General features: G+C 34.1%; 18 protein-coding genes and 1 pseudogene. 5 read left to right on the top strand and 14 right to left on the bottom strand.

What is annotated here, in order from left to right; translation table 11 throughout:
• Positions 1 to 32 precede the first annotated feature (32 nt).
• Positions 33 to 261 (bottom strand): annotated as a pseudogene (locus tag JFU54_RS29860) (hypothetical protein).
• 58 nt (positions 262 to 319) lie between these two features.
• Positions 320 to 523 carry an RNA chaperone/antiterminator CspA gene (gene cspA / locus JFU54_RS21830; protein WP_002011282.1) on the bottom strand — a complete coding sequence of 68 codons (204 nt, stop codon included), beginning with the start codon at positions 521 to 523 and terminating at the stop codon, positions 320 to 322.
• A 275-nt stretch (positions 524 to 798) separates the two neighbouring features.
• On the opposite strand from cspA, the gene JFU54_RS21825 reads away from it, so the two are divergent.
• Positions 799 to 1,293, top strand: a complete 495-nt coding sequence (locus JFU54_RS21825) for a DUF6584 family protein (protein WP_002011284.1) — start codon at positions 799 to 801, stop codon at positions 1,291 to 1,293.
• A gap of 136 nt (positions 1,294 to 1,429) precedes the next feature.
• On the opposite strand, the gene aceA is transcribed toward JFU54_RS21825, so the two are convergent.
• The 9 genes from aceA to JFU54_RS21780 all read right to left on the bottom strand — a co-directional run bounded on the left by aceA (position 1,430) and on the right by JFU54_RS21780 (position 12,504).
• The gene (gene aceA, locus JFU54_RS21820) at positions 1,430 to 2,707 is read right to left on the bottom strand and encodes an isocitrate lyase (protein WP_201066368.1); all 1,278 of its coding nucleotides are present in this window, start codon (positions 2,705 to 2,707) and stop codon (positions 1,430 to 1,432) included.
• A gap of 25 nt (positions 2,708 to 2,732) precedes the next feature.
• Complete coding sequence (gene aceB, locus JFU54_RS21815) at positions 2,733 to 4,322, bottom strand: malate synthase A (protein WP_012260535.1); 1,590 nt, start codon at positions 4,320 to 4,322, stop codon at positions 2,733 to 2,735.
• 178 nt (positions 4,323 to 4,500) lie between these two features.
• Positions 4,501 to 5,175 carry an S-layer homology domain-containing protein gene (locus JFU54_RS21810; RefSeq protein WP_201066366.1) on the bottom strand — a complete coding sequence of 225 codons (675 nt, stop codon included), beginning with the start codon at positions 5,173 to 5,175 and terminating at the stop codon, positions 4,501 to 4,503.
• A gap of 348 nt (positions 5,176 to 5,523) precedes the next feature.
• On the bottom strand, positions 5,524 to 6,180 hold the full coding sequence (locus JFU54_RS21805) for an S-layer homology domain-containing protein (RefSeq protein ID WP_088030986.1): 657 nt from the start codon (positions 6,178 to 6,180) through the stop codon (positions 5,524 to 5,526).
• 401 nt (positions 6,181 to 6,581) lie between these two features.
• The gene (locus tag JFU54_RS21800; RefSeq protein ID WP_078184071.1) at positions 6,582 to 7,478 is read right to left on the bottom strand and encodes a DMT family transporter; all 897 of its coding nucleotides are present in this window, start codon (positions 7,476 to 7,478) and stop codon (positions 6,582 to 6,584) included.
• Between the two features lie 219 nt (positions 7,479 to 7,697).
• Entirely contained in the window at positions 7,698 to 9,425 is a 1,728-nt protein-coding gene (locus JFU54_RS21795; RefSeq protein ID WP_201066364.1) for a methyl-accepting chemotaxis protein, read from the bottom strand.
• Positions 9,426 to 9,560: 135 nt separating this feature from the next.
• Positions 9,561 to 10,829, bottom strand: a complete 1,269-nt coding sequence (locus JFU54_RS21790; protein ID WP_088038842.1) for a M48 family metallopeptidase — start codon at positions 10,827 to 10,829, stop codon at positions 9,561 to 9,563.
• Between the two features lie 222 nt (positions 10,830 to 11,051).
• The gene (locus JFU54_RS21785; RefSeq protein WP_001006056.1) at positions 11,052 to 11,351 is read right to left on the bottom strand and encodes a hypothetical protein; all 300 of its coding nucleotides are present in this window, start codon (positions 11,349 to 11,351) and stop codon (positions 11,052 to 11,054) included.
• 304 nt (positions 11,352 to 11,655) lie between these two features.
• Positions 11,656 to 12,504 (bottom strand): CPBP family intramembrane glutamic endopeptidase, encoded by an 849-nt coding sequence (locus JFU54_RS21780; RefSeq protein ID WP_088038838.1) that lies wholly within the window; start codon positions 12,502 to 12,504, stop codon positions 11,656 to 11,658.
• A gap of 139 nt (positions 12,505 to 12,643) precedes the next feature.
• Here JFU54_RS21780 and JFU54_RS21775 point away from each other — a divergent pair, with 139 nt between their 5' ends.
• Both JFU54_RS21775 and JFU54_RS21770 read left to right on the top strand, forming a co-directional pair.
• Positions 12,644 to 13,345 (top strand): response regulator transcription factor, encoded by a 702-nt coding sequence (locus tag JFU54_RS21775; protein WP_002064182.1) that lies wholly within the window; start codon positions 12,644 to 12,646, stop codon positions 13,343 to 13,345.
• Positions 13,346 to 13,354: 9 nt separating this feature from the next.
• Positions 13,355 to 15,097, top strand: coding sequence for an ATP-binding response regulator (locus tag JFU54_RS21770; protein WP_201066362.1), 1,743 nt, complete (start codon positions 13,355 to 13,357; stop codon positions 15,095 to 15,097).
• 152 nt (positions 15,098 to 15,249) lie between these two features.
• Here the strand turns inward: JFU54_RS21770 and JFU54_RS21765 are convergent, their stop codons facing one another.
• Complete coding sequence (locus tag JFU54_RS21765) at positions 15,250 to 16,152, bottom strand: AraC family transcriptional regulator (RefSeq protein ID WP_201066361.1); 903 nt, start codon at positions 16,150 to 16,152, stop codon at positions 15,250 to 15,252.
• 136 nt (positions 16,153 to 16,288) lie between these two features.
• Between JFU54_RS21765 and JFU54_RS21760 the strand changes: the two genes are divergently transcribed.
• Both JFU54_RS21760 and JFU54_RS21755 read left to right on the top strand, forming a co-directional pair.
• Positions 16,289 to 16,774 (top strand): RNA polymerase sigma factor, encoded by a 486-nt coding sequence (locus tag JFU54_RS21760; RefSeq protein ID WP_000824001.1) that lies wholly within the window; start codon positions 16,289 to 16,291, stop codon positions 16,772 to 16,774.
• Positions 16,775 to 16,779: 5 nt separating this feature from the next.
• The gene (locus tag JFU54_RS21755; protein WP_201066359.1) at positions 16,780 to 17,901 is read left to right on the top strand and encodes an anti-sigma factor; all 1,122 of its coding nucleotides are present in this window, start codon (positions 16,780 to 16,782) and stop codon (positions 17,899 to 17,901) included.
• 67 nt (positions 17,902 to 17,968) lie between these two features.
• Here JFU54_RS21755 and JFU54_RS21750 read toward each other — a convergent pair whose 3' ends face one another.
• Positions 17,969 to 18,580 carry a hypothetical protein gene (locus tag JFU54_RS21750; protein ID WP_201066357.1) on the bottom strand — a complete coding sequence of 204 codons (612 nt, stop codon included), beginning with the start codon at positions 18,578 to 18,580 and terminating at the stop codon, positions 17,969 to 17,971.
• A gap of 483 nt (positions 18,581 to 19,063) precedes the next feature.
• Positions 19,064 to 20,041, bottom strand: a complete 978-nt coding sequence (locus JFU54_RS21745; RefSeq protein ID WP_201066355.1) for an HD domain-containing protein — start codon at positions 20,039 to 20,041, stop codon at positions 19,064 to 19,066.
• Positions 20,042 to 20,113 lie beyond the last annotated feature (72 nt).

Here is a 20,113-nt window from a genome sequence, read left to right as displayed (position 1 = left end):
AAGCCCTTTTTACATACCGATTGCCATTTCCTTCATTCTTCTTCATCCTCAAAAAAACCTACTATTTTTTCTTCCAAGATTCTCTGTATCTCTTTCAACCTGTACTATGATTATATATGGTTCTTGATCTAAATACCGAGAATGAGACTTCCTCAAATCAATTACCGTCACTTTATCATTTTCATAAGTTTTCGAGTACGCCTTTATTTTTTCAATCGTACTTTTTAGGCTGTCTTTATTACTAATATAAATATCGTATATCTCAACAACAAAAAAAGGATGGCATAAGCCATCCTTTTTTCTATAATAAACTATAAAATTATAGTTTGATTACGTTTTTAGCTTGAGGTCCACGGTTGCCATCTTCGATTTCGAAGCTAACTTTTTGGCCTTCTTCTAAAGATTTGAAACCATCAGTTTCGATTGCAGAGAAATGTACGAATACATCGTTTTCGCCTGGAACTTCGATGAAACCGAAGCCTTTTTCGTTGTTAAACCATTTTACTTGTCCTGTAACTGTCATAATTATTTCCTCCTACGAAAATACATTTTATTTAGTCTTCATGTATAAAAAAAGAATCCACACATTATCAAATTCGAAACATAAACTAGTTCTCACATACTTTTTCCCGTTTGTTTTCGGCATTTGATAATATATGGATTGCTTAATTTAATTATTCAACTGGTATTATCATAACACACTTAAAATAGAATGTACAATCTTTTTAAAAATAAAATTTCTAAATTTTAGTATTTCTTATAAAATATAACCATACCTATTCTAATAAGGAGGCGTGTATGACAGAAATAATCCCTAAAAAAACATTAAAGAGAATTGAAAAAGATATTGAAAATAACAACCTTGGAAAAGCAAGAGATAGATTACACGGATTAATCACTACTTATCCGAATGAATTAGCACTTAGGAAAAAACTCGGTGACATTTACTTTACATTACAATACCCAGAAATGGCTGGACGGTATTGGTATCTTGAAAAAGAGAAAACAGATGTTATGCACGCGGCATGTCTACAATTTGAAAAATCGATGGGAAACGACTCTTATCATATTGTACGTGCTTTAAAATTCAAAGGAGATCGTAACATTATTACAGGACTACACACCGAACGTCCCTTACAGCCATTGCAGAAAAAAGTGATAGAGGAACTAATTGATGATTATGAAGAAACATGGAAAGACAAACTATTTACATGGGGCTGTCTATCATTATTCGCATTCCTTCTTTTTACTGCTATCGTTGGTATATTCACTATATTGGATTGGATATTTTAAATAGAAGTGAACGTCCCACAATACGGCGACAAATAAAATTACATCAACTTTCCGACAAAGTTTAACAATGTCAGCGACGTAATAATAAATAAGAAAAGTGCCCCAAAAATATTTTTTGGGGCACCTACTTATACCTTTATTTCGTAAACTGTTCTTCTTCTGTGGATCCTTTTAGAGCAGTCGTTGATGAAGTACCGCCTGTAATCACTTGTGCTACTTCATCAAAGTATCCTGTTCCTACTTCGCGTTGATGGCGCGTTGCAGAGTAACCGTATTTCTCTGCTGCGAACTCTGCTTGTTGTAATTCAGAGTACGCTGCCATGCCGCGCTCTTTATAACCACGCGCTAATTCAAACATGCCGTAATTTAATGAATGGAATCCAGCAAGCGTTACGAACTGGAATTTATAACCGTACGATGCAATTTCTTTTTGGAAGCTTGCAATCGTTTTTTCATCTAATTTTTGTTTCCAGTTAAAAGAAGGGGAACAGTTGTAAGCAAGTAGCTTCCCTGGATATTTCTTATGAATTGCGTCCGCAAAGCGTTTTGCATCTTCTAAATTTGGCTCCGACGTTTCACACCAAACGAGATCTGCATACGGCGCATACGCTAAACCACGTGCAATTGCTTGATCAAGACCTGCTTTCGTATGATAAAACCCTTCTGGCGTTCTTTCGCCTGTAATAAACTCTTGATCAACTGGATCGATATCGCTCGTAATTAAATCTGCCGCATCTGCATCTGTTCTTGCGACGATAATTGTTGGTACACCCATTACATCCGCAGCAAGACGTGCCGAAATTAAATTACGCACCGCTGTTTGCGTCGGTAATAATACTTTTCCGCCTAAATGCCCGCATTTTTTCTCTGAAGATAATTGGTCTTCAAAGTGCACGCCAGATGCACCCGCTTCAATCATCCCTTTCATTAATTCAAATACGTTTAACTGTCCACCAAACCCAGCTTCAGCATCCGCCACAATTGGGACGAAATAATCCGTATCACCGTTACCTTCCATATGCTGAATTTGATCAGCACGTTGAAGTGTTTGGTTAATTCGTTTTACAACAGCTGGCACACTGTTCGCTGGGTATAAGCTTTGGTCAGGATACATATGTCCAGAAAGGTTCGCATCTGCCGCTACTTGCCAACCACTTAAATAAATTGCTTTTAATCCAGCCTTCACTTGTTGCATCGCTTGGTTTCCTGTTAATGCCCCAAGTGCATTAATATAAACTTCTGTATGAAGTGATTTCCAAAGCTTCTCTGCACCGCAGCGCGCTAACGTATGTTCAATATCAATCGATCCGCGCAGACGAATTACATCTTCAGCTGTATATGGACGTGTTATCCCTTTCCAGCGCGTATCTAATTCCCAGCTTTCCTGCAATTTATCAATTCTTTCGTTTTTCATATGTTCCATCCCCTTTTCTTGTTTCTTATAAAATTTCATAACCCGGTAATGTTAAAAACGGCATGAACTCGTTATTACGAACAAGGTTTGTAAACAGTTTTGTAGCTTCTTCAAATCTCCCCTTATTAAATGCTTCCTTACCAATCTCTCTTTCTATTTTTGCTAGTTCTTCTTCTTTCAATTCTTCCATTAATTTAAAAGTGATATTACGGCCATCACTTAGCTTTCCACCCTCATGACGAATCCACTGCCATACTTGTGCTCTTGATATTTCTGCTGTTGCTGCATCTTCCATTAAGTTATAAATTGGAGCTGCTCCCCGCCCGCTTAACCAAGATGCAATATATTGAATACCGACGTTAATATTCGTGCGAAGACCACCTTCTGTAATCGTTCCCATCGGTACTTCTAATAAATCCTTTTCTGTTACACGTATTCCTTCACGCTTTCTAAAAATTTGATTTGGCGTTTTCATTATGTGATTAAATACTTCCATTGCAACCGGTACAAGTCCCGGGTGGGCAACCCAAGTCCCATCATGACCGTCTAAAGCTTCGCGCTCCTTATCAGCACGCACTTTCTCGAAAGCTGCCTCATTTGCTTCTGGATCATTTTTAATTGGGATTTGCGCCGCCATCCCTCCGATTGCTGGCGCGTTACGACGATGACACGTTTGAATAACTTTCAAAGAATACGCGCGCATAAACGGCGCTGTCATCGTGACTTGCGCTCTATCCGGAAGTAAAAATTCATTATGATTACGGAAGCTCTTTAAGAAACTAAATATATAATCCCATCGTCCGCAGTTTAAACCAGCAGAATGATCTCTTAGTTCATACAAAATTTCATCCATTTCAAATGAAGCGTGAATCGTTTCTATTAACACAGTCGCTTTAATCGTTCCGTTCGGAATACCGATATACTTTTGAGCGAATACGAAAACGTCATTCCATAATCTTGCCTCTAAGTAACTTTCCATTTTCGGTAAGTAAAAGTATGGGCCACTTCCTTTTGCTAAAAGCGTCTTCGCATTATGGAAAAAGTACAAACCAAAATCTACTAAACTGCCAGACATGTTCTTGCCGTCAACTTGCATATGTTTTTCTTCTAAATGCCACCCTCTCGGACGCACAATTAATACAGCTGTTTTACTATTTAAACGATATTCTTTTCCGTTTTCATTTTTATGTGAAATCGTTCCCTTACTCGCATCTCGTAAGTTAATTTGACCTTCGACAGCATTTCTCCAAGTTGGTGCATTCGAATCTTCAAAGTCTGCCATAAAAAGATGTGCTCCTGAATTTAAAGCGTTAATGACCATCTTTCTATCCACCGGCCCAGTAATCTCCACGCGGCGATCCTCTAAATCTTTCGGAAGCTGGGCAATTGTCCAATCCCCTTCACGTATATGCTTTGTTTCTTCTAAAAACGTAGGAAACTCCCCTGCATCAATTCTTTTTTGTTTCTCCACACGCTTTTTTAAAAGTTCCGTGCGGCGTTCATTGAAATTTTCATGCAGTTCCTTTAAAAAACTAAGCGCCTCAGGTGTCAATATTTCGTTGTACGCTGGTAACATTTCTCCGGCCAGTGTAACCCGTGAAGTTTGCGTCGACATATTAGCATCCCCTTCTTAAACTGTCTTATAACAGGTTTGATTTTATGTTTTATATTATATAACAAATCTTCAGAAAAGGAAGTTTTTTTTGAAAATTCACTTCGTTTTTTTCAAACCGCCTTTCTTTCGCGTAAAAAAAGGCCACTGCTATACAACAGTGGCCTTTATGTATTATTTTTTATTGCTGTGCCATATCATTCGAAATGGCTCTATATAAAAACTGTGCGTATTGTTCGCGCTTTACGCTCATAGACGGACCAAATTTATTTTCTCCTATTCCAATTGTAATATTATTTGTTTGTATTGCGCTAATTGCATTGTTTGCCCATGAATCTGTTAGAACATCATTAAAAGTATGAGGTCCCTTTGCTTCTAATTCAAAAGCATTCGTAAGAACCTGTGCCATTTCCGCACGTGTTAGCGTATCCTTCGGTCTAAAGTTCCCAGTTCCATCACCTTTTAAGATACCTACTTCTGTTAATACTAAAATTTCTTCTATGAACATTGTTGAGTTTTCATTAATATCTTTGTATGGATTCTCAAGTACGTCGCCTTCCTCAAACACTTCGCTAAAATCAATCGTACGATAAATTAAAGCCGCTACTTGCTCACGTGTTACATCATCACCAAAACCAAACTTCCCATCTCCATAACCATTAATGATTCCCCAGCCTGCTAGAGTGTGAATAGCTTCAAAAGACCAATGACCTTTTGGTACATCTTTAAATACAACAGAATTTGCTTGTTGTTGCTTCACAACTACTTCAGCATTTACTTTAGTACCTTCTGCACTTAATACAACTCCACCCATAATTGTTAAAGCCGTTGCTATTTTTAAAAACTTTTTCTTCACCGCATTTTCCCCCTAAAAACATACTTTTTTTCTACTATAAAGAATTAATAAAAAAGTATCAATATACTTATTTATATAAGTTTTGTCTAATTTTCGAACATCTTTTCACATACTTCCCTTTACACTTCGTTGATAATAAAGTTACTAAATAATATCTTTTCCTTATGAATTGTCACTTTAACACACCTGTTTTTTTCATTTTCGGTAAATTCATGTTTTGTATTAAAGTGAATAAATATACATGAATTAAATAAAAAAAGCGCAAAACTTTTGCACTTTTTTCAAAATAACATATTACTATAATTAAAATATTTTCACCTTTCTATTAAACAACTTTTGAATTTCCGCTTAATACTTCTCATCTTTCAAATGAAAATTAATAATAGCCTTATATAAAAATGCTGCATATTGCTCACGTGTTACAAATTTATTTGGTTCAAATTTTCCATTCCCTGTTCCTATTATGACATTATTAGATTGCAATGCACTAATTGCATTTTTTGCCCAATAATTATTTGGTACATCTGCAAATGTATGTTTCTTCTTCACTTCAAATGAAAATGCTCGTGTAAGGACTTGTGCTACTTCTGCACGTGTTATCGTTTCCCCCGGTCTGAAATTCCCCTTCTCATCACCTTTAAAAATACCATGTTCTGTTAATGCTAAAATTTCCTTTGGAAACATTGTTGATCTTTCAGAAATATCTTTATACGGATTATGTAACGGTCCTTCATGTTTTATATTAAGTGCGCGATACAGTACTGCCGCCACTTGTTCTCGCGTTACATTATCGCCAACACCAAATTTCCCATTTCCATAACCTAGCATAACTTTATTATATGCAACCTCTATAATATATTCATATGCCCAATATCCTACTGGAACATCATCAAATACAATCATTTCTGGATACTCTTCTGCTTTTATATTAGGAACATTTACATTTAATAATAAACCACCCATAATAGTCGCTACCGTCATTATACGCAACATTCTTTTCTTCATTGCCCTCTCTCCTTCATTTCCATTTTATTAAAATGGAAAATAATAGACTACATTCTTTTTCCATATTACATATGCTGTATTTGCAAATCTCATGTAATACATTCATTTTTAACATCTATTATTTTGAAGATTACTACTAAAGGGAAGCAAATCCGTCCTCATTTCAATTGGTATACCGAATCATAGACAAATTATTATGACGTATACTCTGTAAATCCTTCTTCAGTTTCAAAGGATTTACAATGTTGTACACTAACATATTCTATAAGATTTTCATTAAATCCTTTGCTTATAAAAACTTCATTTTTCAGACAAAAAAAGTGCAAATATTGTCCATTTGCACTAAAAAACATTCCACCTATTAACGTTAATGACGTAGCTACTTTTAATCCCGGTAAATATTATGCTTCTGAGTACACTTTCACTCTTTCATCCCTCGGCTTCCAGAAAGTAAATGCCATTCCTACAAATATTAAGGCAATCCCTACAATTTGCATACTCGTCGGTCTGAATCCAGTAAAGATCGTATCTAACAAAATTGCAACAGCAGGATCTAAAAACACTAATACAGAAATAAGTCTCGTCGGTAAATCTCTTAAACTGTCAAAAAATAAGTAATATACAAACCCAGTATGTATAAGTCCTGTCGCAGTAATCATCATCCAGTTCATCTCTGTTAATCCTTGAAACTTCCCGAAATCTACGAATGGTAGCAATAAAAATATACCTAAAAACGTTTGTAAAAAGGTCATCGCATATGCACTCGTATGCTTAATTCCTTTTCCGAGCAACGTTGTAAAAGCATAAAATAAAGCCGCAAGAAGTGCCCATACCATTCCAGATGACATTAATTTCTCAAGCGACATACTACCGTCCACTCCAGCTACTAACACTGTGCCGATAAAACAAATAACAATGGACATAACAGCAAATACTGTAAGTCTCTCTTTAAATACGATACTACCGATCATTAATACGATAATTGGAGCGAGATGATACACTGAAATCGCAATTGTAATCGACATGAGTTCAAACGCTTTAAATAAAAACACCCAGTTAAAAACGAGAAATACGCCACACGCTAATATTTGCACAATTTCTTTTTTATTCCATTTCTCATTTTTATATTGTCCTGTTGCAAACCAACATAGCGTTAAAAATAAAGTCGCACAAATACAACGAATAAATACTAATTCAAAAGATGGTAAACCCGTTTGGACAGAAAAAAATCCAATCGATCCGAAAATAGACATCGAAAGGATCATTTTTATAGCCGGCATTGATTTTGAATGAAACAATTTTCTCCTCCCCCTACAATCATCTCTTTATAAACTAAAAATTCTAAAAACATTACATATCATTATATATCACAATTGAAAAACTGTAAAAAAATAGAATGTAAAAAGTAGAGTTCACACCAAATTTTCATAATAAAAAAATCATCCTTTATTTCTTATAAAGGATGATTTTTTTGCTATTTATTCAGAGGAATTTCACTATATATAAACTTAAATATACTATTTTTGAAGAGTAAATTGTGAAACAATCTGCTTTAATCCTCCTGCTACGCTATGCAGATGCTCAATTGAAACTGAGATTTCTTGAACTGATTTTTCTTGCTGATGAATAGACTCTTTTACCCTATCAGTTCGATCAGATGATCTTTGGGAAATTTGAGCCATGTCTTCTGCAGAAGCAGAAATCTCCTCACTACTCGCTGCAATTTCATCTGTAGACATAGATACAGTTTGAATTTGATTAGATACTTGCTGCACTTTTTCAGTGATTTTTCCAAATACTTTTTCTGTATTCATCACTACTTGTGTACCTGCCTGTACCTCATTATCTACTTTCCCCATCATGTCTACCGTATGGTTCGTTGTTCCCATAACTTGAATAATAAGTTTCTCAATTTGTTTTGCAGAATCACTAGATTGTTCTGCTAATTTTCTTACTTCATCTGCCACAATTGCAAATCCTCTACCACTTTCTCCAGCACGTGCAGCCTCAATTGCGGCATTTAATGCTAATAAGTTAATCTGAGAGGTAATACCTTGCATAACATCAATGATTTTAACAATCTCTTCTGATTGTTCCTTCATAGTCTCAACTTGTTCGACACCGCTATGTACTGAATTTTGGATTGTATCCATCTGTTGAATCATTTGTTTCATTAATTTGTTACCACTCTCTGCATCTAATGCTGATTGAGCAGACAATTCATTTACAGAGGATGATGTATTCACTATACTCTGCATTCCTTGTGTCAACTCTTCCATCGCACCCGCAGTTTGTTCCATTGCTTGCATTTGGCTCTCTGCGCCATTGGCAACTTCTTCAATATCCATAGTGATTTTCTTTGCTGCACCGCTAGATACTTCTGATGCAGATACTACTCCGTCTGCATGTTGGAATAAAAGCTGAATATTATTCTCTACTTCTTGCATATTTGTTCTTAGCCCTGCAATCATCTCGTTAAAATCACTTACTAATATACCTAATTCATCTTTAGCATTATACTCACCATGTACAGTTAAATCTCCCTCTTTTGCTCTTTCCATCATACGACTAACCGTTTGTAAAGGAGCAACTATAAGTTTGCTAATAATATAACTTACTATACATATAATGATTGTAGTAACTACTGCAAGAATGATAAAGGTAATAACGGACCGATCTATCATTTTTTGAGAATCTTTAAATACTTGGTCAGCTAAATTTGAAACATACTCTTCTAAATCTACAGCATAAGCAGCTAACTCTACTCCCTTCGGTTTTAAGTCCTTTTGAAATTCGTTTACCATTTGAGATTCATTTGTTCCCTTTGCTTTGTCAAACAACTTCTTATATGTCTCCATATAACTTGGCAAAGATTTCTTCATCTTCTGAAACAGTTCATCCTCTTGCTTACTTAAATTAACGCCATCATCATATTCTTTTAATAAAGAATCATATTTTTTAAGATCCTTTTCAACATTACCAATAATCCCTTCTTTATTTGTCCCCTCATTTTGTGACGTTGTAATTAATTCTAGTAAGTTATATTCTAGTGAATTTTGTGTACGAAGCATTCCTTCTAATAAAACTGCAGAATTTTGATAATCATCTACTACAACCTCTGTATCGTGCTTAATCTTATTAATAGAATTAATTGCTACACAACTCATAATTGCCATGCCCAAAACTGCTAATGAGATAAGTAAGAATAATTTATGTTTCACTTTTAAATTTTGTAAAAAATACATATTTCCACCTTTATTCCTTTATATATAGATTTTTAGAATTTTATAGCTTATTATTTACAAAATCACAATAAAAAGCAATGATAAATATTCCCAATACCAAACTTATATTTCTATAAACAAGAAGTAGCATAATCGCTACTTCTTGTTTTTTTGTTTTTCATATTGTTCAAACGTATGAATTCTTTCGAAAATTGGTGGATGTGTATATAAGAAAAACTTCACTAACGCAGGTGGATTTACTTGGCTTAAGCTCGTTTTTGATAAATATTGAAAAGTTTTCACACCTGAATTTCCATCTTTCGTCATATCTAAAGCGTATTGATCTGCCGCTCGTTCCTCTATACGAGAAACGTAGTTTGTTGCTGGTTGTGCTGCAAAAGATAATAAAGAGGAAATTAAGAAAAATAAAGGTAAAATTGAGAAACATGCTAATTTTGGAATTTGCAGTGTATCTCCCCATTTTCGAATACACATATTTATAATACGACTAATTAAATACATACCTATAAACGATAGCAACACATAGCTCGCAACGCCCCAATATATATGTTTCATAACATAATGCCCTATTTCATGGGCCATAATAAATAAAATCTCTTTATCTTTTAATTGCTTAAGTGTTGTATCCCACATTACAATACGGGCGTTAGGGCCAATTCCCGTTACGTACGCATTTAACGAATTCGTTTTTTCCGACATATTTACTTCATATACGTGTTTAGCTGGAATATCAGCTTTATCTGCGATCGCTAAAATTTTCGTTTCTAATTCCTTATTTTTCAGCGTTGAAAAATCATTATAAAGTGGATCAATTACAACAGGTTGCACAAACGTTAAGAAAATCGTAAACGGAACAGAGAGCGCCCATCCTGCTAGCCACCATCTCTTCGGGAATTTACGGATGAGCCATAACAAAACCGTAACAATGAGTAACATAGTCGCATAGTTCACCCAAAAATCGATGACATGATCTTTTATCCAGCTTTGTGTGCTTTGCGTAGATATTCCGTAATCAACGGACACTTTACGCCCGATCCATTGCATCGGTAATGCAAGAACTGTTGTTAGTAGTGATAAATAAAAGAAATAAATCGCAACTTGTAAGACATTTATTTTGGTCGTTTCCTTCGACCATTTCTCAAACTTTTTTGAAATACCGAGCACAAGTACAAATAATAAAATAATCCATTCAAGAGGCGTCGCTAAAAAGAACAGTAAATTTTTCACACGCGAATAATCTTGACTTAGCGTAAGCTCCCTCGCATTCATAAAGGTTTCTGGATCTGCACTCGTTCCTTTATACATGTCCGGAATGAGTTCATGATTCCATCCAAATAAATACCAATATATAAGTAACGCAAACCCAACGTATAAAAAAAGCGACCACCCAATAACTTTCCTCACGCTATTCCCTCCTCTATGCTGCCTGTCTATTATTATTGTAAGTTCGTACTTTCAAAATTAGAACAAGCTAATCGTGATAATTGTTCTAGCTCGTTCAATTTACATAAAAAAACTCTTCTATTACAAGAAGAGTTTCACCGGCTCATAATCTGGTATAAGAAATGTACTTACAAACCAATGCCTTTTACATATCGTATATATTCATAGTCCTTAAAATCCTTCTTAAGGAAGTACATCTATTAACAAACTAAAATCTTGCAAAGAAAAAGAACTATATTTCATAATACCTTGTACAGTTAGAAGTAATATAAGACCCATCACACACATATAATTAATACTTTCTTCATGCTTTTTCTCAGCAACTACTCCGCCCGTTATGCATAAAATCCCTAATAAATGGAGCGCTAAATACATAAAAAAGTAAGCTTCCTCCCAGCGAAGAACAACATTTACTGTCGTAATCAATACTAAACTCAGTACAATCAAATAAAAAAACTTATTTGACGATATTGTTTCATTCATATAATTTTATACATCCCTTTCAAATTTCGAATTAATAATGATTTAGTTTTCATAAAGTAAAAGTCACCATCACTTTCTCCAACATTTTATAAGCCCTAACATAATTCTCTTCATTTCTACATACTGTCTGAAGATGCGCTTCATCATTTCTTCTATAATAAAGCTGACTATTATTAATGTCCCTAACACGATAAAAAGAAAAATAATATTTCCTGTATCATTATTGATGGAAAAGTACTTATATCTAATAGAAGTACAATAATCTATCATTTCCTTCAATATTTTTTCAAACGTCTTCTCTACCTTATTTATCTCCTATTATACTTGAAAAGCTCTTCTCCCTCTCCGCATATATAACAGGCACTTCTTTACTCCAATATTTGCGATTCACAAATAAAAAGATGAGCACTAAGTTTAATCCTGTCATAAAAATAATTAATCCTGGAAAGAATGTCGTATAGTTCGAAAAATCGGCAAAACTCATTATCTTTTCTCTACTTACTAAAAAAGAAGAACTAAGCACAAGCGCATTGTTTAACATATGAATAGCAATTGGCATGAGTAAGCTTTTCGTACGAATATATACAATTGATAGTACGATGCTAAACACAACTGCACCAAGGAAATCAACATGTAAGCACGCAAATAAAAGTGCTACAACGACCATTGCTATACTAGTACCCCATTTTGCCGCAAAACGCTGCAGTAAAAACCCTCGAAAAACAAACTCTCCGACAATAGGCGCGATAAATACAACCCTAATAAATTGAAATACATATCCCCCGGTACTATCTATAATCGGTTCATGCAAGGCATTCATAATAAAATCTGGTGTAATCCATGCAAAGCTGTACATATATAAAATAAGATAGCCGTAACTAAACATACAAAGTATAATCGCGATGTACAAAACTTGCACTAGGTTAAATGTTTCGTTTCTATTAATAAATAATGAAAATGAAACACGATGCTTTCTATATCCGTAAAAAAGCCATATTATTGGAAGGATATAAAATATAAGCATATTTATAAAAGATGAATTTTGTATATGAAATGTACTTTCTAGCAATTCATTACTGCTTCGTGCTATTAAAATTAATAGTGCAAATACAATTAAAAAATATCTAGCTCGCATCGTTTGAAACGGATTCACATTCATCTCCTCCCCATGTTACTTTTATCATATCATTTGAATCTTAATTTTTTGTGAAAGAAAACCTTAAAATTTCCTTAAAAATTCCATAAGTTACAAAAAGATGATATGATATTCGAGGAAATTAGGAGGGATTCATATGTATCACGCAAATATTCTACTCATTGATGATGAAACAGCAATTTTACAATTACTAACTACCATTCTTGAAAAAGAAGGTTTTTCTCATATTACAACTGCAACATCTGCGGAAATAGCCTTATCTCTCACCGAGCAAAACAATTACGATTTAATTATTTTAGATGTAATGCTTCCTGGACAATCCGGTTTTGACATTTGTCCAATCATTCGCCAAAAAACGGATTGCCCTATCTTCTTCCTAACAGCAAAAACATCTGATGTAGATAAAATTTCCGGATTTTCATACGGTGCGGATGATTACATTACGAAACCATTTAATCCACTAGAAGTAGTCGCTCGTATGAAAGCTCAACTCCGAAGACATATGAAACAAAACATACAAGAACAAAGAATATACTCCTTTTCTTTTGGGAGATTTGAAATTGATCAACATTCTGCGGAACTAACAGTAGATGGAAACGTTGTCGAATGTTCCGCTCAACTCTTTCAACTACTACTATTCTTTTGTGAGAATCCGAACTACGTATTTTCGAAGGAAGAATTATACGAAAAAGTTTGGGGAGCACCTGCCTATAATGGAGATGATAATACTGTTATGGTTCACATTCGAAAACTACGTGAAAAAATTGAACAAGATCCAAGTAAACCAGAATACATAAAAACAGTTCGTGGACTTGGCTATAAGTTCATTACAAAGTAGGTTAAAGATATGAATTTTAATAAACGACTTATAATCCAGTTTATTTTACAACACGTTTTTGTCTTAGTTACGTTACTTATCGCAGTAATTGCTTCTTTTTCTTATTTAATTTTTCTTCTTAATAGTACTTTATATGAACCTAATATTTCTGATTATGATACCTTTACAATCTCCGAATATATTTCTTCTGAAGACAATAACATTACTTTAAAATCTGAGGTAAAAGATTTAATAACAGAAAAGAGTGATTGGCTTCAAATTGTAGCTGAAGATGGAAAGGTCCTTTACAACTTTAATACGCCTAACGATGTTCCGACCTCTTACACAAAGACATCCTTACTTACGTATTTACAGAATAGTAACAACAATATTTATAAATTTAACTATTGGGAAATTAAATTAGAAAAGAAACCAGTGATCGTTATTTACGGTGCCAAACTAAAAAGTAATGCATTACTAAAAACGATACAACAAGGACACCCTTCTTTATCATTAAATGAATTTGCATTAACTGAACAAGAAAAACAATTACTTTCTAAAGAAAAAGCAACACTGCAAATATTTAATAACAATGGCGAAGAAGTTTTTTCCTATCCAACTGAGAAGAAAAAAACATTTTCGGCTATAAAAACGGCTCTTAATGAAAAAGAGCCGTGGAATTATAAAGAAAATACATCTAGTTTTTACGATTCAAATAGCGGTCATCTCGTCGTTGTATCCGCCCTAAACGCTCATTATTATCCAGATGATGAATTAGATGATATATTTACCAAGAAACTTCTAATCGGATGCAGCTTAATCCTCCTTATTGTGTTTGCTTATTTAGTCATTCTTTCAATTTGGTATGGAAATAAGTTTGGAAAGCCTTTATTACACACGATGCGCTGGCTTAAAAACATAGCCGGAGGAAAATATGAAGAACCTGTTAGTAAAAAAGGCAAACCTGTTCGGTTTCGGCGCTCCGGTAAAGAAAAATGGTCGTTCCGCATATTTAAAGATGTTACAAACTCACTAGAGCACCTTTCTATTACTTTGAAAAAGAACGATGCAATGAGAAAAGTACTGCAACAAACACGTGAAGAGTGGATTACCGGCCTGACGCATGATCTAAAAACACCGCTTAGCTCTATATACGGCTATGCATTATTACTAGAATCGAAACAATATAATTGGACGGATCAAGACATTCAACAATTTGGCCATGTAATGAAAGAAAAATCTCAATATATGACTACATTAATTGACGACTTAAGCTTAACATATCAATTAAAAAATGATACTCTGCCTGCGCAACACGTAAATGTTGAAATTAATCAGTTCGTCCGAAAAGTACTATTACAATTTATTAATAACCCGACACTACAAAATCAAAACATTGAATTCGTGCCAAGTTCAAGCAAAATCCAATATTTTATTGAAGAAAAATGGTTCCAACGTATTATCGAAAACTTATTAGCAAACGCTGTAAAACATAATAATGAAACGACAAACGTAATCGTAAAGCTTTCGCAAAATGCAAATTCATTTACACTATCTATTTCAGATAATGGAAAAGGTATGGATGATAAAACGAAAGAACTTCTATTCGAGCGATATTACAGAGGAACGAATACAGAAGAAAGCAACATCGGAACTGGACTTGGTCTCGCCATTACAAAACAGCTCGTTCATGCCCATAACGGAACGATTTTCATTGATAGTGAAGTTGGAAAAGGAACGACGATTATACTTGTGTTTCCATTTAGTTCGTAGGAAAAGGTGCTTTTATAAAGCACCTTTCTCTTTTCGGAACAGTGCGCTAGTAAATGAAATTATATCGACTTACTATAAAACACAACAATAGTAGCAACCTATTAATAAAAGAAGACCGTCCAAAAATACCTTTTGAACGGTCTTTCTTTCTATTATTTCTTCTTCACTGGTATCCAAAGTTCAATTTGAGCGAACTCACTTTTATCTGCATGGGAACGTTCATCGTATAGCTCAAACTCATTAACGCCGCAATGTTCGTATCCTGAATGCGGGAACCATTCTGAGAATACTGCATTCCACGTTTGGTGAATAGACGATACCATTTCTTCATGAGGAACTTTCGGCGTTGTAAATACTGCATATGTCGCCGCTGGGAATGTACGCTTTGCAACTGCATTTGGTACATTTTCAAAGTCTGTAACTTCCATTCCGATAATATAAGTGAAGTCCCCTGTTTCTAAATTAAAATCAGTACATAATCCAAGTTCTACCCATTGGCTCGTATCTTTACGATTCGGAATCGTCGTTCCAAGATCTTTTTGTAAATATTCTTGCCAAAATGCTGGAATGTCTTGATGGTTTTTTCCTTCTTTACTTGTCGTCTTCAGCTCATAACCCGCCATTAAAAATTCTGGTTTATTTACAATACGATATTCCATTTGTATTCCCCCTAAATATGGATTTAATTTTCTTTGCTTTACATTCACTCTATAATACATTGGTGTTTCAATTTCTTGTTTTCGATATTCACTTGGTGTCATTTGAAATAATTTTTTAAAGGCTCTCGTGAACGTTTCATGAGATTGAAAGCCATGCTCAAATGCGATATCAATAACTTTTTCATCCGTATGAGAAAGTTGATAAGCTGCCCGGGCTAACCTCCTCTTTCGAACATACTCCATTACTGTATCGCCTACTAACGCCTGGAATACACGATGAAAATGCGACTCAGAAAAACCTACAACACGTGCTAAATTACGCAGCGTTTGTTTTTCCATTACATCTTCCTCAATATAATCAATTGACCTTTGAATTTGTGTTTCATAGCTTTCCATCTCTGTTCACCCGCCTTATATGTATTATGATAAAAGAGAATCCTATCCAATTCTTGACGTTTTTTACTATAATTTCGTAAAAATTGTAACTTTTTTATATGTATTTCGTTGTTATGTATGAAGGGAGGGAAATGTAGTGAAACGCAAACAATCATTAGAAGAAATTTACTCAGAGCATATGCAAGATTTATTTCGCTATCTTCTCTCCCTAACCGGAGATTCTCATAGTGCTGAAGATCTCATGCAAGAAACATTTTACCGAATGCTCGTCCATATTGACTATTATAAAGGAGAAGAAATTAGGCCGTGGTTATTTACAATCGCCTACAACGCCTTTATCGATTGGTACCGAAAAGAAAAGAAGTATAAAACAACGCAAATTGAAGAATTCCATTTACCAAACGTGCCAAGTACAGAACACTCTTATTTCGTAAAACATGAGATTACTAGTTGGTTACAAAGTATATCCTCTCTTCCGCTCGAAAGACGAAATGTGTTACTACTACGAGATTACTACGGATTCTCCTATAAGGAAATAGCAGAAATGACTAACCTCTCGTTAGCAAAAGTAAAAATTGAATTACACCGAGGACGAAAAGAAACGAAAAGCATAAAGGAGTGATACAGATGGGTTGTGCAGAGTTTAAAAAACTGTGGACGAAATACGAAAAAGGAACGCTCACACATGACGAACAAGAACAGTTAGAAAGTCATATAGAAACTTGTGCAGAATGTGAAGCTCATTTAGATGAATTGCTTGCGAAGAGTGAACCCGTAAAGAAAAAATTACCGCCAAAAGATCTTAAAGTTCCTTTTTGGAGAATTAAGTGGAAACATCGGTTACAAACGTTTGGTTTTATATTATCCATTTGCATTGTTATATATATAATCGGTGGGGTATTATCAGCCTTTTATTTTCAAGCTAATAATGATAAAAGGCTAGAAGAAATTAGAGAAGTTCCTTCGCTTGCACTTGAAGCAACTATCCCAAATAGCCGTGTTATGGGGGGCGGAACAAGTGTAGAAGCTTTTTTCCGTACGAACAGCAGCTTCGATTTAGTAAGAACCGTCGGTAAAAAAGAAATGCCACTCGGTACAGTAGAAACAAAAAGCTTCTTATCATCTGTAGATGTCACGAAACAAACTTGGATGAATCCGTTCTATCAACCAAAACTCTTCTTTGTTCATCCCAAAACAAAGCAGGGTGATTATTTAAAGGATTCCTCAAAAAAAGTATGGGATACACTTGCAAAAGTACATGATGGAACCGTTGCAGAAGTAGCAATTTCTTTTGATAAAACTTACACTTTAAAAGAATTAGAACCGCTTTTATATAGCATATTCGAAGCACAAGAACTCCCTCCAACTCCTGTATGGTACGCTTTAGATACAGGACAAGAAAGAAAAAATGTAGATGACTATATCTTACATGGCGGAGAAGCTATAGGATTTCCAGAACATGTAAGATTTCTAGATAGTAACGCAGACAAGTACAAAATGCCAGAAGATCAAGTAATCGAAATGATGCGCGTCCTTTCTATCCATAAAAAAACAGTAAGTAAAATAGCAGCACTTCCTGAGAAAGAACTCAACTTAGATAAACGTTATAAATATGTAAAAGATAACGGCGTAAAAGTATACGGCATTGTCATTACGGGGCCGTCGAAAGAATTATTAAAATTACAAAACTCCCCGCACGTACGTTATGCGACTCTTGGAGATATTGAGGTTTGGAATTGGTTTGATTAGTGAAAATGAAAAGGTTGTGTAGAAAATAGCAGCTATTTTCTACACAACCTTTTTAATAATTTAAAACCTATATTTCACTAACAGAATCTGTGAACAAAGCGTGGAATACGTTAACTTCCCCCATACGTAAACATTCCGTTTCTATATCAGGAATTGCAGTTCTAGCAACCTCTCGTTCTACTCTTACAAATCCTTTTGTATTCATTAGTTTATCAAATTCACAAATGGTATCCATTTCTACATCGATTGTTTCAAAAGTCCATTCCCTTACATCTTCATCATATGTTGTTTTTAATACGTAGTAATAATAATATTTATCAAGTAAGCTAACAAAAACCCCTAAATCAAGGCGCTCGCCTCTTGATTTTCGTATCCAATCAATATCATCATTTAACATCGGTTCTTTTCCATTTAGTAACACATTATATTCTAGACAATTATATAGGTTTAAATCTGTATAGTCTGACACGTGATAATCACAAAATATTGACTCGATTAAAGACAAAATTTCCTTTTGAGAGCTTTCGTTTTTTATAAAACTCTCTTTCAAGTCTACAAACTTTTTATGCTCTTTGGACTCCTCGTACAATCCTTTTTCTTTCACAATATTTTTCGGAAAGAATTTGTAAACTGTTTCTTTTAATTCATTCATCATTTCAGGTTTTGCCGTTTTAACCATTCTGTAAATCCTCCTATGCTAAAAAGAATTCTCACCGCAATAAAGAATCATACCCTAAATATGTTATTAATTAACAAATAAATTATATTAAAATAAGCAATATGATTCAATTCTGTTTTTTTAAAATTTTTCTGTTATAATGGCTGATTCCGGACATTATGTTTATCATAATATGAAAATTACAACAAAAAACGACAAAAACCTTTAAATTACCTTAAAAAATATAACAATCCATATATAAAGAACGAAAGATTCTAAAGCGATTATTGAAAAATATATTATTTTTGTCACATTAAAAATTAGTACTTTTTTCACAAATTATTTTTGATGGAAAACTTTATAAAATTTTTTTTTACTATAAAAGGTATTTCTCTGGTAAAATATTATAGTCTCGTAAAAATGTAACACATTTCCATACGAACAACCCTTTAAAGCGAAAAGGTGTCATCATAATTGATGACACCTTTTCCTATTACAAATAAACTAATTAGAAATCACTTTCACATACATCCCTCTTATCGCCTTTTCATAAGCGATATCGCTCATCTGTCTTATTTTTCCCGATACAACAGACGATCGAACAACTTCACCTTCACGAAGTAATGGAGGATCAATAAGACGCACTTTATTTTTCTGATGTAGATCATACTCATTTCTATCTTCTTTTACTTCTATACTTGGATGAACTTTTCTTAATAAAGCATCTACTTCTTGATCTTTACATAGCCGCAATTTCGTAATAAGCTCATGATCTTCAAGAAGAAAATCATCTGGATGGATTATCTTTTTATGAAGAGCTAATTTTAACGTTTTAGCTAACATATCGTTTCCATAAATATTCATTGGTTTCATAAAGAAATCAATTACTTCTTTGTAATACGTCTTCGTAAACCATTCTGCAATTTCAATATTTTGAAGAACCATTTTCCCATCTACTTCGATTAAATCCTCTAAAAAACTATGAACTTCTTCTAAAGAAATATATCCATATGTAAACATGTCCCGTAATGTGTAATCCACTCGGTCTGCACATAATTCTGGCGCAGATTTTTCAAGTAATGTCCACTTCGAATCATCTAACAAAATATCTTCATAGTTATAACCATGTTTTGAAAGAATCGCCGGGATTTCCGAGTTTTTCACGACAGAACTAAATATTTCTTCATGATAACTTTCATTTTCGTTATCAAAAACGTAATCGATCACATGGGAAAAAGCAGTATGCGATACGTCATGCAGTAAACCAGCAATCTGTTCTTCTACTGAACCACCAAGTTTTTTAATTAACAACATAGCACCAACTGAATGATCAAAACGTGTTACATTCCATTTCTCATTCATTAAGTAACTTGCTCCGGCCTGATGGACCCCTTTCAGCCTTTGCACAGGTTTACTTAAAATTAATTCTTCTAACACTTTATCTACTTTAAACTCACCGTATATGACATCTAATATGATCACTTAAAATCCCCCTTTTCAAGCAGAGTCTTCTTATAGTATCTCTTTTTTCAGAGAGTAAATAAAGAACTTCAC

This window comes from Bacillus sp. TH19 (assembly GCF_016651075.1).
GTDB lineage: Bacteria > Bacillota > Bacilli > Bacillales > Bacillaceae_G > Bacillus_A > Bacillus_A mycoides.
Note: the sequence above shows the minus strand (reverse complement) of the source record. Positions and strands in the feature narration are given on the sequence as shown.

Excerpts from the sequence above, each read along its gene's own strand:
- JFU54_RS21750 (WP_201066357.1), bottom strand. The coding sequence starts at position 18,580 with ATGGTTAAAACGGCAAAACCTGAAATGATGAATGAATTAAAAGAAACA.
- aceB (WP_012260535.1), bottom strand. The coding sequence starts at position 4,322 with ATGTCGACGCAAACTTCACGGGTTACACTGGCCGGAGAAATGTTACCA.
- JFU54_RS21785 (WP_001006056.1), bottom strand. The coding sequence starts at position 11,351 with ATGAATGAAACAATATCGTCAAATAAGTTTTTTTATTTGATTGTACTG.
- JFU54_RS21755 (WP_201066359.1), top strand. The coding sequence starts at position 16,780 with ATGGGTTGTGCAGAGTTTAAAAAACTGTGGACGAAATACGAAAAAGGA.
- JFU54_RS21805 (WP_088030986.1), bottom strand. The coding sequence starts at position 6,180 with ATGAAGAAAAGAATGTTGCGTATAATGACGGTAGCGACTATTATGGGT.
- JFU54_RS21765 (WP_201066361.1), bottom strand. The coding sequence starts at position 16,152 with ATGGAAAGCTATGAAACACAAATTCAAAGGTCAATTGATTATATTGAG.
- JFU54_RS21795 (WP_201066364.1), bottom strand. The coding sequence starts at position 9,425 with ATGTATTTTTTACAAAATTTAAAAGTGAAACATAAATTATTCTTACTT.
- cspA (WP_002011282.1), bottom strand. The coding sequence starts at position 523 with ATGACAGTTACAGGACAAGTAAAATGGTTTAACAACGAAAAAGGCTTC.
- aceA (WP_201066368.1), bottom strand. The coding sequence starts at position 2,707 with ATGAAAAACGAAAGAATTGATAAATTGCAGGAAAGCTGGGAATTAGAT.
- JFU54_RS21775 (WP_002064182.1), top strand. The coding sequence starts at position 12,644 with ATGTATCACGCAAATATTCTACTCATTGATGATGAAACAGCAATTTTA.
- JFU54_RS21825 (WP_002011284.1), top strand. The coding sequence starts at position 799 with ATGACAGAAATAATCCCTAAAAAAACATTAAAGAGAATTGAAAAAGAT.
- JFU54_RS21770 (WP_201066362.1), top strand. The coding sequence starts at position 13,355 with ATGAATTTTAATAAACGACTTATAATCCAGTTTATTTTACAACACGTT.